Here is a 12,106-nt window from a genome sequence, read left to right as displayed (position 1 = left end):
TTATCTAATGATAAAAGCGTTTACACGATGAAAAGATTTAGGGATAACTAAATAAGCTTATTCTAATTTATAGAAAAATTTCAGATATGCAAAAACTTAAAGATAGACATTATCCATGCTAAAATAAATCCACGCTTGTGGGAAAGGAGATAGAATGAAAACAATAAAACAAGTGTTATTGGTATTGTTTAGTGCCATTTTAATGGTTGGTATGACACTAGCGGGAATGTCTAGTTTGAAAGTAGATGCCTCAACAACGGTATCTTGGAATTTCAAAAACTCAAGTTTCAAAAATCTTGGAACAATTTCTAGCACAACGACGGTTGATGGCTTGACGTTGGTAGCAACAGATAGCTTTACCATGCAAGTTAAGGTTAAAGATGCGACGTTTTCTGAAACTGATTATACCTATGCTTTGGCGCTTAGTGGGAGGGGTGACCAAAACGGCAAAGCTGTCAAGGTTCCAGTGTCTGGAAATGACGTGATTAAAGTAAGCTTTCAAAGCGCTTCAAGCACAGACACAAGAATATTGATTGTTGCTGATTCAGCAGGAAATTAATAGACAACAATGTTTGCTGGGGCAATAGTTAGTACACAATCTTACACTTATACAAGTAGTGGGGAGGCTATTTGGGTATATTCACAAGATAGCAGTATTGATATTTTTAAAATTCAAGTTGATTCAAACGGCATAAGCAGTACATCAACTACCACAACAACTTCAGATGCTTCTGCAACCAACACATCAGACGATATAGTCGTAACAAGCTATTCGGAATTGCTTTCAGCGATTAGCCAAGCAGAAAATGCTGGTGGTGGCAAAATTTACGTATCAGGGACAGGCATTGCTTGTAGCGGACAAATTGCGCTTTCAAAAGCCAATGATAATGTCCAAATTAAAAGTTGTTAAGAGTTTTTATTTGCATATTCTAAATTGGTATCTTATGATATACCGTAAAAGATACATAAAGAGGTATGATATATGGTTTTAGCTTATAATAAAAGTTACAATTTAAGAACTTATCAAAAAATTTATAATCAAGCAGAAAAAGTATTTTAAGTTATAATAACACTATGAAAATCGGAGATAAAGCATTTTTTAGTTTTTGGGAAAATAGCAGAGCTGTGACAAGTGCCAATCAGGCAAAGGAAGTCTTGGAGAAAGTCATGGCAATTGCTCAAATGCCTTTAGAATTAACTGGTAACGTCAGCCAGACACGCGAGTTGATAAATCAGTTTTCGGATAACTTGGCACCAGATCATGTCTTTTGGCAAGAATTTGCGGAGGTTGTCCAACTTGCCTTTCCAGCAGAAAGCATGGTAGCCGATAATTTACTGGCTCACCAAATTCATCAATTTCGTTATGTGATTTCTGCCTACCAAGCACAGTGGGTACGAGAATATTTTCCAGCTCAAAATGACCGTTTATCCTTGTTGACTTATCTAAAAGGAAAGAAGGGACGACGTTTTTGGCGGAAGCAATTTGATTTTGATTTGACAGAATCGTCACGCCTTCACAATAAAGCTCCTAAACAGCCTATTTTGGGATTTTCGTTACCCATTAACTTGAAAATTGTAATGGGATTTCACACGGAATTTATCCTAGATAGCCAAGGGCGTTTTGCAAATGAAATTGACCCACAGGGTACCAATCATAATGGTATTATCAACGGTGCTAGTTTTAACTATGCGAATCAGAATGACAAAAGGCATTATGAACTTGATATTGCTCCCATTAAACCACACGATCCTGCCTTTCGGAAACAAATCTTAGCCAATCAAGGCAATCGTTTTTCAGCACCACTTTTAATCAAAAAACGCCAACACGAACAATGGGAGCACAGCTATTTTAATAAAAAAGGGCATTATGCCAAAGCAGGGAAATCTGCCTATCAGCAAGTCAAGGCTTTGCGGCGCTCCTTCCAAAGTGAATTAAGAAAGTTGAAAAAATAGCAAAACAAATATGAGGTATTTCTGCGGCAAGTCCAGCTGGGCTTGCCATATTTAGTGCAATTTATGGTATGATGAATGTAAGAATTTACGTTTTAGAGGTGTTAAATGGCTAAGGTTTATGTGGCAGATGATGAAAAAAATATTCGTGAATTGATTGCGTCATTTTTACGTGAACAAGGACTTGATGTTGAGATTTTTGAGACAGGAGACCAACTGTTACTACGCTTCATGGAGGAAGAAGCAGATGTAGTGATTTTGGATGTTATGATGCCAGGGACAAATGGTGTTGAGATTGTGACTATGCTTCGTAAACGCTCTGATGTGCCCATTATCCTATTAACAGCACGTGATAGTGATGCTGATTTTGTTAAAGGTTTTTCAGCAGGAGCAGATGACTATTTCACCAAGCCATTTTCACCGTTAAAATTAAGCTTGCGCGTGAAAGCTATTTTGGCACGCCAACCGCAATCGCAAGAAGTGGTTAAAGGAACCTCAGATGTCGTGACTTACGAAGCGCTGACCTTATCCGAGAAAGAACGCACGGTCACCTATGACAATCAAGTCTTAAAACTGACCAATACAGAATTTGAATTATTAAAAATGCTGATGAATCATGCAGAAGAGGCTGTTTCACGTGATGAACTTTTGCATCACATTTGGGGATACGAAAGTAGCATAGAAACACGGGTAACGGATGATACCATTAAACGCTTGCGTAGAAAATTGAGAGGAGTCGATAGTCATGTCCTTATTGAAACAGTTTGGGGCTATGGTTTCAAACTCACGAAAAAACAATAAAAAACAGCTCAATTACCCGAAAAAAATATTGCAGAAAAAGCGTCGAAATTTGCGTTTCAAAACGACACTATTTGTTCAGCCTTTAACCATTATTATCGTTTCTTTTGCTATTATTCTTTTAGTATTTAATGTGCTTTTGAAATTATTTATTGCTGAGCAAGCATTTACAGCTGTACAAAATCAATATGATACTTTGGACACTTTATATGTCGGTGATACTCCAGAAACGACAGCAGAAGGAAATATTTTTGAGACTACTTATGTCATTGCAGACGACTCTTTTGATATTAAGTACATTTCAGCTTCTATGTACGATTTATCAGAGAAAAAAATTTCTGAAAAGATTATTGATTATTTTTCAGATAATGATGATATTGAATGGTTTGATGATATTGATGAGGATGATGCAGACTATAGTGATTACCAAAATAGTTTAAATTACTTTAAAAAAGTTGAAATTGATGGTTCAGCTTACATGATCAAAATGCAGGAATATCCTGGCACATTAGCAGACAGTTATGTCAAACAAGACAATAATGATGATTCTCCAACGTATTATATTTTCGTTTTTGCCAATGTCACACCGATTGAAGAACTGGAAGATTATATTAATTTTATATTATTAGTTTTGATGGTTATTGTCGGAATCGTTGCTAGTATCAGTATTTTTCTTACCGCTCGAAAACTTGACCGAAATTTTGATAGTTTGAAATCTTATATTTTACGTGTTGGCAATCGCGAAAAAAACTTGCCAACAGAAAACTTTGCCTACCGTGAATTTAATGAAGTTGGGCAAACTGTTGAGCGGATGAATGATATGATTGATGCTAACCAACGTAGTCAACAACTCTTCTTTCAAAATTCTTCTCATGAATTGCGGACGCCTTTGATGTCTATTCAAGGCTATGCTGAAGGTATTAAAGAGGGGGTTATTGATGCCAAACAAGCAGCTAGTGTCATTGTTGATGAAAGTCAGAAAATGACTGATTTGGTGGATGATATTTTGACACTTTCGAAAATGGAATCCGTCCAAACACAATTACAGCTGGAAAAGCTGAATATTACAGACCTTCTTTATGATGTTAGTTGGCGCTTGAAAGCCAAGGCTGATGAACGCGGTATTACCTTTGAACATCACTTTGACGATGATTATTTGGAAATAGAAGCCGATGAAAAGTTATTGGAACGTGCATTTACCAATATTTTATCGAATGCTGTCCGCTACGCTAAAACACAAATCAGTATTTCAGGAAAGCTGATAGAAAATCAATTACAAATCACTATTTCAAATGATGGCGAAGCTATTTCAGAGCAAGACCAAGAGCACTTATTTGAACGTTTCTACAAGGGAAAAGGTGGTCATTTTGGCATTGGACTTGCCATTACCAAGGAAATTGTTGAGCGCCATAAGGGAACAATCACTGTAATCTCAAATGCCCAAGAAACGAGTTTCATTATTTATTTGCTAGTAAAGTAACGAGGTAATAATAAAAAATACGAAGCTGAGCACCTTGTCTCAACTTCGTATTTTTGTTCTCATTTAGTCTACCTCAAATCTTTCAATCGTCTTACAATTTTGTAAGAGCGCAAGTGCTGAAATCTAGTAAACTAGACTTAGAAGAAATTGCCACACTTTTGCCACAGCTTTTCAATACTTTAGCTGAGATTTTTCAAAAAAGCTTGGTTATAATAGACATATAATGTCGAAGAGAGGAAAAGATGACAGTTTCAAAAAAGTTTAAAATTGATTTGATGAGTGTACTAGCAGTGCTTTTGATAATCTTGTCTATTTACGCTTACAATAATCTTGGTTACACTTTAAGTAGCAAAGAAGCTTATCAAATTGCTTACCAAAACGCTGGTGTTGCAAGCAAGGAACTTCTTTCAAAATCTTTTGAGAAAAGCCGTTTGGGATTAAAGGCAACTTATCATATTACCTTAAAAACTGAAACGACAGACTACAGTTACACCATTGATGCCTCAACGGGTTCTATCATGCAGCGGCAATTTCACGAAAAGTAACTGTTAAGACCCTTTAATTTAAGATATTATTTTAATGAAAAGAAAGAGACATGGCATTTAGCCGATGGTAGCTAAGTGATAAGGAGACTAAAATGAAAAAATCTAAGAAATCAATACTTTATATATTACTTTTACTGGTTTTACCGTTAGCACTTATTGTTTATCTTCTAGAATTGTTTGGTCTGAAGATTATTAGTTGGCGACGTTGAAGTGACACTTTCATTTTTGAGACAAGGGAGGGGAATCTATGGTAGAAGCTGGAACTCAGAGAAAAAATATTCAAATTTTAACAGGAATTGGTTTTATTATTTCTATTGGATTGTTAATTTTCTTTAAACAACACCCAACATATTTCCAAGTTGGAGGAATCTTTCAAAGTTCCCTTGGACAACTTGGGTTCTTTGCACCGCTTATCTTTGTGCTCTTACAAGTGGTTCAAGTCGTTTATCCGATTATTCCTGGTGGGATGACAAGTGTTATTGGTTACATTGCATTTGGACCTATCTGGGGATTTATTTATAACTTTATTGGTATTTTTGCAGGTTCTCTATTAGCTTTTGGGCTTGCTAGACGTTATGGTGAGACTTTTGCCAAAGCCTTTGTCTCACAAGAAACTTATGATAAGTACGTCGGTTATCTAGACCTCAATGATGGTAAATTTTACGCTAAATTTTTAGGAGCAGCCTTTGCTTTACCAGGATTTCCAGATGATTTCCTTTGCATGGTATCTGGGCTTTCAAAAATGACTTGGAAGAAATTTATCACGATTTTCCTCATTACCAAACCAGTGACGCTTTATATTTACACCGTTGTGGCGTATAAAGGGTTGAACTATTTATTAACACTATTCCATTAATGATTTGATTGAATAAACAATAACTTCTTTTTGACATATGACAGCAAAAAATCCCTTACTCACATTGAGTAAGGGATTTTTGTTTGATTTATTATTCGGCAGCTTTTTCCCATTTTTTAGCCAATCGGCGTGAAATTGTTGAAATGGTAAAGTTAATCACAAAGTAAATGGCAGCAATCAAAGCATATAGTGTAAAAACTTGGTTTGCTTCAAAGTAACGTCCCATCAAGATTTGGCTTTTACCAAATAATTCTTGAATAGCGATAACTGAATATAGCAATGACGTATCTTTGATAACTGTTACGAATTGTGAAATGATAGCTGGCAGCATTTTACGGAATGCTTGTGGAAAAATAATGTAAATGAAAATCTGTAAATTTGTCATCCCTTGTGCTAGACCAGCTTCGGTTTGCCCATCATCAACACCATTTAGCCCTCCACGGATGATTTCAGCAAGAGCAGCAGAAGTAAAGACAGTAAAGGCAGTAATTCCTGCTGGTGTTGATTTCATTTGAAAAATAAGGAAAATAATGAAAATCCAAAGCAAGTTTGGAACGTTTCGGACAAATTCAATATAAATACTTGAAATCCAACGCAGAATCGGATTTTTCCCATTACGCATGACAGCAAGTACTGTTCCGATAAGTGTTGATAGTACAATTGCAATAAATGAGATATAAATCGTTAGCCATAATCCTTGGAGGATAAAGCTAATGTTGGTAGGTGTTAATACTGACATTTATTCTCCTCCTAAAGTGAATATGATTTCTTGTTTTCTTCCTCTTTACGACGTGCCCATGTTGCAAGAGGGAAACACATAATGAAGTAAAGAAGTGCTGCACCAGCAAAGGCAGGAACATAGTTAGTAGTTTCATATGCCCAAGCTTTTGCTGTAAACATGATGTCTGCTCCTGAGATGATAGCGACCGTTGATGTATTTTTTATCAAGTTAACCACTTGATTAGTGAGTGGTGGCAAGATTGTACGTACCGCTTGTGGTAGGATAATTAAACTCATGGTTTGACTATAAGTGAATCCTTGTGAAAGAGCAGCTTCTGTTTGCCCTTTTGGCACAGCTTCAATCCCCGAACGAATAACTTCGGCGATATAAGCACCGTGGTAAATCCCAACGCAAAGAACAGCTGTAAAGAATGTTGAAATCATGATAACACCGTTGGTCATAATCGCAAGACCGTAATAAACGAAAACGAATTGCACTAGAAGAGGTGTATTCTGGAAAACTTCAACATAAACACGGGAAATTGCTTTTAGAACTCTACTTTTAGATGATGACATCGCACCAAAGATAACCCCTAAAACAAAGGCTAAAATCAAGGCGCAAATAGACATTCCCAACGTATATAAGAAGCCTTTTGCAAATTCACCAAAATTGGCAAAGAAATCTGCCCAACGTGAGAGGGCAAATGGACTCGCAGCTGCGGTTAATAAAAACATGTCAATTTCTCCTCTCTTAATTATCGTTAGCCTTTGCAGGCGTCAAATCGTATTTATCATAAAGTTTTTGCAAACTACCATCAGCTTTCCAATCAGCAAGTAAGTCATTGATGTAATCAATCACAGACTGATTAGATTTTGTTGCTGCGATACCGTATTCTTGGGTGTTGAACCCTTCGTCAATGATTTCTGTTTTCTTGCTGACATAACCAGTCAAGATAGATTTATCAACAGAGAAAGCACTGATACGATTAGCATAAAGTGAAATGGCTAATTCTGGATATGAACCGAGTTGAACAAAATTAAAGCTTAGATTGTGTGCTTCACCATATTCTTCAATAGCTGATTTAGTTGTTGAACCTTGGGCAACACCGATTGTCAAACCGTCCAAATCAGCAATGCTATCATAACCTTTTGATTTATTAACCAAGAAACCAATCTCATCATAATAATAAGGGTTAGAAATCGCATAAGAAGCCTGACGTTCTTCAGTAATGGTATAAGTTGCGATCAAGATGTCAATTTGTCCATTATCTAAAAGCGCTTCACGTGTTTGAGCAGTAACTGCTGTAAATGAAACTTTAACCCCTAATTTTTTAGCGATTTTTTTAGCTAAATCAACTTCCATACCTTCGTATTTTCCAGTTTCGGCTGAATAATAACCAAAGTTTGGAACGTCTTGTTTAACACCGACTTTTAAAACGCCAGCGTCTTGAATTTTCTTGACTTGTTCAGATACGCTATCTGCAAATGTTGTTTTGCCAGTAAAAAGTGTCAATAAAATAAGTGACAGACTGGCTAAAATGGCTAAACCTAGTTTTTTCTTCATAAGCATCTCCTTATTTCTGAGAGACAGTATCACTTGTGTGATTAATGACTTTACTCAAGAATTGCTTAGCACGTGGTTCAGTTGGATTGTCAAAGAAACCTTGGACATCAGTAGTATCTACCAAAATTTCCCCTTCAGCCATAAAAATAATGCGGTCGGCAACTTCACGGGCAAATCCCATTTCGTGCGTGACAACGACCATGTTCATTCCTTCTTTGGCAAGATTTTGCATGACAGCAAGAACATCACCGATTGTTTCAGGATCAAGAGCAGAAGTAGGCTCATCAAAAAGTAATAACTCTGGCTGCATTGCCAAACCACGAGCAATTGCCACACGCTGTTTTTGTCCACCAGAAAGCATTCCTGGGAATGAATCTTTACGATCCCACATGTTAACATAAGTCAAGTATTGCTCAGCGATAGCTTCAGCTTCTTGTTTTGATTTGCCAAGAACTTTAATCGGTGCTAAAGTCACATTTTCTAACACTGTTTTATGTGGGTACAAGTTAAAATGTTGGAATACCATGCCAACTTCTTTGCGAAGTTGCACAAGGTCTTTAGCTGTTGCAGAAGAAACCTCATGCTCGTTTACTTTTAAGCTCCCTGTGTCAATAGATTCAAGAGCATTCATTGTACGGATAAGTGTTGATTTACCAGACCCTGAAGGACCTAGAAGTACAACAACCTGACCTTTTTCAATTTCTAAGTTAATATTTCTAAGGGCATGATATTCCCCATAGTATTTTTCGACATTTTTAAATTCAATTAGTGCCACGCTTGTCTCCTTTTCAAAGATAAGATTTCTTTGTCAGGTAATCTTACATCTGACATTATAAGTTAGTCTATATTAACATAAGGGGTAGCAATTGTCAAATATATTCAGAAAATTTCAACAAATAAAGGGTTAAAAATAATAATCTTATTGTTTCAAATGTTACTTTATGATGTCAAAAACGCCCAATATTTCCAATTAAAGTCGAATTTTGATATAATTTAGGGCAGAAGTCATTTTGGTGACTGAACATGAAATCGTTGTTTGAGAATTTTTTAATAACTTACGAAGAATAAAGAGGTGGCATATGAAAAAAATTCTTATCGTGGATGATGAAAAACCAATTTCGGATATTATTAAATTTAATTTAGCTAAAGAAGGTTATGAAACTGTAACGGCTTTTGATGGTCGTGAAGCTATTACAAAGTTTGAGGAAGAAAATCCAGATTTAATTATCCTGGATTTGATGTTGCCAGAGTTGGATGGGCTTGAAGTGGCTAAGGAAGTTCGCAAGACAAGTCATATTCCAATCATCATGTTGTCTGCTAAGGATAGCGAGTTTGATAAAGTTATCGGTCTTGAAATTGGTGCAGATGACTATGTAACCAAACCATTTTCAAATCGTGAATTGTTGGCGCGTGTTAAAGCGCACCTTCGTCGTACAGAAAATATTGAAACAGCAGTTGCTGAAGAAAATGCTTCGGCTTCAAATTCAGAAATCACAATTGGCGACTTAAAAATTTTACCAGATGCCTTTGTAGCACAAAAACGTGGTGAAGATATCGAATTAACACACCGTGAGTTTGAATTGCTTCATCATTTGGCAACTCATATGGGACAAGTCATGACTCGTGAATATCTTTTGGAAACCGTTTGGGGCTATGATTATTTTGGTGATGTGCGTACGGTTGATGTAACGATTCGTCGTTTACGCGAAAAAATTGAAGATACACCAAGCCGTCCAGAATATATTTTGACACGTCGGGGTGTTGGGTACTACATGAAGTCATATGAATGATACAATGTTACAAAATTTAACTTATTTTGAACAAGCCATTCTCTTTCTTTTAGCATTTGTCGCAGTTTATTTTGTTTATTTAGCGATAAGAGATTATCGAACTTCTGTTAATATTCGACGTTTGAGTGGTAAAGTGCGAGAGCTTATCACAGGAAAATATACAGAAGATATTATTATTGAAAAAGATAGAGACTTAGCTGAGTTAGCTGACCAATTAAATGATTTGTCAACAGTCTTTCGTTTAGCACAGGAAAATTTGGCGCAAGAAAAGAATCGTTTAGCAAGTATCTTATCCTATATGACAGACGGTGTCTTGGCGACTGACCGTGCTGGAAATATCACAATGATTAATCAAACCGCGCTACAACAACTCAATTTAGAGCACGAAGAAGCTTTGCAGATGAATATTGTTGATATTTTAGGAGCTGATAGTACTTATAGTTATCATGATTTGGTGTCAAAAACACCTGAAATTGTCTTGAACCGTCGTGACGGAACAGGTGAATTTATTACTTTACGTATTCGATTTGCTCTAAATCGTCGTGATAGTGGCTTTATTTCAGGGTTGATTGCTGTTTTGCATGACACAACCGAACAAGAAAAAGAAGACCGTGAGCGTCGCCTTTTCGTTTCTAATGTTAGTCATGAATTGCGAACACCATTAACATCTGTAAAATCTTATCTGGAAGCTTTAGATGAAGGGGCACTCAAAGAAGACATTGCGCCAAGCTTTATCAAAGTGTCTTTAGATGAAACAAACCGTATGATTCGTATGATTTCAGACTTACTTAATTTATCGCGTATTGATAATCAGACGGTTCAACTGGAAGTGGAAATGACCAATTTCACAGCTTTTATGACATCAATTCTTAACCGTTTTGATCAAATTAAAAGCCAACATACAATCAGTGGAAAACAGTATGAGATTGTCAGGGATTATCCGATTAAATCAATCTGGCTTGAAATTGATCCTGATAAGATGACGCAGGTTTTGGATAATATCCTTAATAATGCTATCAAATATTCACCAGATGGTGGAAAAATCACAGTTAGCATGAAAACGACGGAAACACAGTTGATTATCTCAATCTCTGATGAAGGGCTTGGTATTCCTAAGAAAGATTTGCCATTGATTTTCGACCGTTTCTATCGTGTGGATAAGGCTCGAAGTCGTGCCCAAGGTGGTTCAGGACTCGGCTTAGCTATCGCAAAAGAAATTGTCAAACAACATAAAGGTTTTATTTGGGCACAAAGTACTTACGGAAAAGGGTCGACCTTTACAATTGTACTTCCTTACGAAAAAGATTCTGAAATTTATGATGAATGGGAGGATGAAGAAGAGTAGATGTCTGAAAATGCTTTTAAATATAGTATTTTAGCCTCCGGTTCAACTGGAAATTCTTTTTATGTGGAAACACCACAAAAACGTTTTTTGATTGATGCGGGTTTGACTGGTAAGAAAATTACCAGTCTTCTTGCTGAAATTGACCGCAAACCAGAGGACTTAGATGCTATTTTTATTACACACGAACATTCTGACCATATCAAAGGGGTTGGGGTGTTAGCACGTCGTTATAATCTTGATGTTTATGCGAATGAAAAAACGTGGCAAATGATTGATGAGCGAAATATGATTGGAAAGCTTGATTTCGCTCAAAAACATATTTTTGAACGTGGTAAAACATTGACACTTGGTGACATTGATATTGAAAGTTTTGGTGTTAGCCACGATGCCGTTGAGCCACAATTTTATCGTTTGATGAAAGATAATAAATCGTTTGTTATCTTAACAGATACAGGTTATGTTAGTGACCGCATGGCAGGAATTATTGAAAATGCTGACGGTTACTTAATTGAATCAAATCATGATGTTGAGATTTTACGTTCTGGTGCTTATCCGTGGAGTTTGAAACAACGTATCCTATCTGATAAAGGGCACTTGTCAAACGAAGACGGTGCTGGGACAATGATTCGAACCATTGGAAATCGCACGAAGAAAATTTACCTTGGACATTTGAGTAAAGAAAACAATATCAAAGAATTGGCTCACATGACCATGGAAAATAATCTTATTCAAGCTGACTTTGGGGTTGGTTATGACATGAAAGTCTTTGACACCTCACCAGAGGAAGCAACACCATTAACAAAGTTATAAAAGTTTAGTTTGTGAAAACTGTCCGTTGGACAGTTTTTATTGTGCATTTACACTATAAATTCAAGACCAAAATAAATTGTATTAAATAGAAGAAATTAAGGGGATTTTTTGGAGAAATTCCCTTTTTTATGACTTTTCTGGTATAATAAAATAGTCTATGGTAGAAAAAGCGTTTTAATCACTCAATGAATGATTGAGAAGAAACGTTTTAATAAGATAAGGATATAGACTATTTTTTGAAGGGAGAT

Annotated in this window: 14 protein-coding genes; 10 read left to right on the top strand and 4 right to left on the bottom strand. The window is 36.2% G+C overall.

The window, feature by feature from the left end:
* The first annotated feature begins 154 nt into the window (after positions 1 to 154).
* From E8M05_RS11555 to E8M05_RS07845, 7 genes are all read left to right on the top strand, one after another.
* Positions 155 to 559, top strand: a complete 405-nt coding sequence (locus tag E8M05_RS11555) for a hypothetical protein (protein ID WP_003065791.1) — start codon at positions 155 to 157, stop codon at positions 557 to 559.
* 9 nt (positions 560 to 568) lie between these two features.
* On the top strand, positions 569 to 910 hold the full coding sequence (locus E8M05_RS11550) for a hypothetical protein (RefSeq protein ID WP_003065790.1): 342 nt from the start codon (positions 569 to 571) through the stop codon (positions 908 to 910).
* 164 nt (positions 911 to 1,074) lie between these two features.
* Complete coding sequence (locus E8M05_RS07865; protein WP_003065788.1) at positions 1,075 to 1,953, top strand: DUF3114 domain-containing protein; 879 nt, start codon at positions 1,075 to 1,077, stop codon at positions 1,951 to 1,953.
* Positions 1,954 to 2,058: 105 nt separating this feature from the next.
* Positions 2,059 to 2,751, top strand: a complete 693-nt coding sequence (locus E8M05_RS07860; protein ID WP_003065786.1) for a response regulator transcription factor — start codon at positions 2,059 to 2,061, stop codon at positions 2,749 to 2,751.
* Entirely contained in the window at positions 2,723 to 4,228 is a 1,506-nt protein-coding gene (locus tag E8M05_RS07855; protein WP_211116053.1) for a sensor histidine kinase, read from the top strand. Before E8M05_RS07860 ends, E8M05_RS07855 begins: the two co-directional genes overlap by 29 nt.
* 242 nt (positions 4,229 to 4,470) lie before the next feature.
* Positions 4,471 to 4,773 (top strand): PepSY domain-containing protein, encoded by a 303-nt coding sequence (locus E8M05_RS07850; RefSeq protein WP_003065782.1) that lies wholly within the window; start codon positions 4,471 to 4,473, stop codon positions 4,771 to 4,773.
* A 247-nt stretch (positions 4,774 to 5,020) separates the two neighbouring features.
* The gene (locus E8M05_RS07845) at positions 5,021 to 5,629 is read left to right on the top strand and encodes a TVP38/TMEM64 family protein (RefSeq protein WP_003065779.1); all 609 of its coding nucleotides are present in this window, start codon (positions 5,021 to 5,023) and stop codon (positions 5,627 to 5,629) included.
* A 91-nt stretch (positions 5,630 to 5,720) separates the two neighbouring features.
* Here E8M05_RS07845 and E8M05_RS07840 read toward each other — a convergent pair whose 3' ends face one another.
* Genes E8M05_RS07840 through E8M05_RS07825 form a run of 4 tightly spaced genes read right to left on the bottom strand, consistent with a single transcriptional unit; the run spans position 5,721 to position 8,688 of the window.
* On the bottom strand, positions 5,721 to 6,368 hold the full coding sequence (locus E8M05_RS07840) for an amino acid ABC transporter permease (protein ID WP_003065777.1): 648 nt from the start codon (positions 6,366 to 6,368) through the stop codon (positions 5,721 to 5,723).
* Between the two features lie 11 nt (positions 6,369 to 6,379).
* On the bottom strand, positions 6,380 to 7,084 hold the full coding sequence (locus E8M05_RS07835; protein WP_003065775.1) for an amino acid ABC transporter permease: 705 nt from the start codon (positions 7,082 to 7,084) through the stop codon (positions 6,380 to 6,382).
* A gap of 16 nt (positions 7,085 to 7,100) precedes the next feature.
* On the bottom strand, positions 7,101 to 7,913 hold the full coding sequence (locus tag E8M05_RS07830; RefSeq protein ID WP_013852112.1) for a transporter substrate-binding domain-containing protein: 813 nt from the start codon (positions 7,911 to 7,913) through the stop codon (positions 7,101 to 7,103).
* Positions 7,914 to 7,923: 10 nt separating this feature from the next.
* Positions 7,924 to 8,688: an amino acid ABC transporter ATP-binding protein gene (locus E8M05_RS07825; RefSeq protein WP_003065772.1), complete on the bottom strand. Its 765-nt coding sequence runs from the start codon at positions 8,686 to 8,688 to the stop codon at positions 7,924 to 7,926.
* Positions 8,689 to 8,992: 304 nt separating this feature from the next.
* Between E8M05_RS07825 and yycF the strand changes: the two genes are divergently transcribed.
* Genes yycF through E8M05_RS07810 form a run of 3 tightly spaced genes read left to right on the top strand, consistent with a single transcriptional unit; the run spans position 8,993 to position 11,858 of the window.
* The gene (gene yycF / locus E8M05_RS07820; RefSeq protein ID WP_003065770.1) at positions 8,993 to 9,703 is read left to right on the top strand and encodes a response regulator YycF; all 711 of its coding nucleotides are present in this window, start codon (positions 8,993 to 8,995) and stop codon (positions 9,701 to 9,703) included.
* Positions 9,696 to 11,048 (top strand): cell wall metabolism sensor histidine kinase VicK, encoded by a 1,353-nt coding sequence (vicK, locus tag E8M05_RS07815; protein ID WP_003065768.1) that lies wholly within the window; start codon positions 9,696 to 9,698, stop codon positions 11,046 to 11,048. The genes yycF and vicK overlap by 8 nt, the downstream gene beginning before the upstream one ends.
* Complete coding sequence (locus E8M05_RS07810) at positions 11,049 to 11,858, top strand: MBL fold metallo-hydrolase (RefSeq protein WP_003065766.1); 810 nt, start codon at positions 11,049 to 11,051, stop codon at positions 11,856 to 11,858.
* Positions 11,859 to 12,106 lie beyond the last annotated feature (248 nt).

This window comes from Streptococcus pasteurianus (assembly GCF_004843545.1).
Taxonomy (GTDB): Bacteria; Bacillota; Bacilli; order Lactobacillales; family Streptococcaceae; genus Streptococcus; species Streptococcus pasteurianus.
This window is presented reverse-complemented; position numbering and strand designations above follow the sequence as displayed.

Coding starts and splice junctions, on each gene's coding strand:
- E8M05_RS07865 (WP_003065788.1), top strand. CDS start 1,075: ATGAAAATCGGAGATAAAGCATTTTTTAGTTTTTGGGAAAATAGCAGA.
- E8M05_RS11550 (WP_003065790.1), top strand. CDS start 569: ATGTTTGCTGGGGCAATAGTTAGTACACAATCTTACACTTATACAAGT.
- E8M05_RS07835 (WP_003065775.1), bottom strand. CDS start 7,084: ATGTTTTTATTAACCGCAGCTGCGAGTCCATTTGCCCTCTCACGTTGG.
- yycF (WP_003065770.1), top strand. CDS start 8,993: ATGAAAAAAATTCTTATCGTGGATGATGAAAAACCAATTTCGGATATT.
- E8M05_RS07830 (WP_013852112.1), bottom strand. CDS start 7,913: ATGAAGAAAAAACTAGGTTTAGCCATTTTAGCCAGTCTGTCACTTATT.
- E8M05_RS11555 (WP_003065791.1), top strand. CDS start 155: ATGAAAACAATAAAACAAGTGTTATTGGTATTGTTTAGTGCCATTTTA.
- E8M05_RS07855 (WP_211116053.1), top strand. CDS start 2,723: ATGGTTTCAAACTCACGAAAAAACAATAAAAAACAGCTCAATTACCCG.
- vicK (WP_003065768.1), top strand. CDS start 9,696: ATGAATGATACAATGTTACAAAATTTAACTTATTTTGAACAAGCCATT.
- E8M05_RS07840 (WP_003065777.1), bottom strand. CDS start 6,368: ATGTCAGTATTAACACCTACCAACATTAGCTTTATCCTCCAAGGATTA.
- E8M05_RS07860 (WP_003065786.1), top strand. CDS start 2,059: ATGGCTAAGGTTTATGTGGCAGATGATGAAAAAAATATTCGTGAATTG.
- E8M05_RS07845 (WP_003065779.1), top strand. CDS start 5,021: ATGGTAGAAGCTGGAACTCAGAGAAAAAATATTCAAATTTTAACAGGA.
- E8M05_RS07810 (WP_003065766.1), top strand. CDS start 11,049: ATGTCTGAAAATGCTTTTAAATATAGTATTTTAGCCTCCGGTTCAACT.
- E8M05_RS07850 (WP_003065782.1), top strand. CDS start 4,471: ATGACAGTTTCAAAAAAGTTTAAAATTGATTTGATGAGTGTACTAGCA.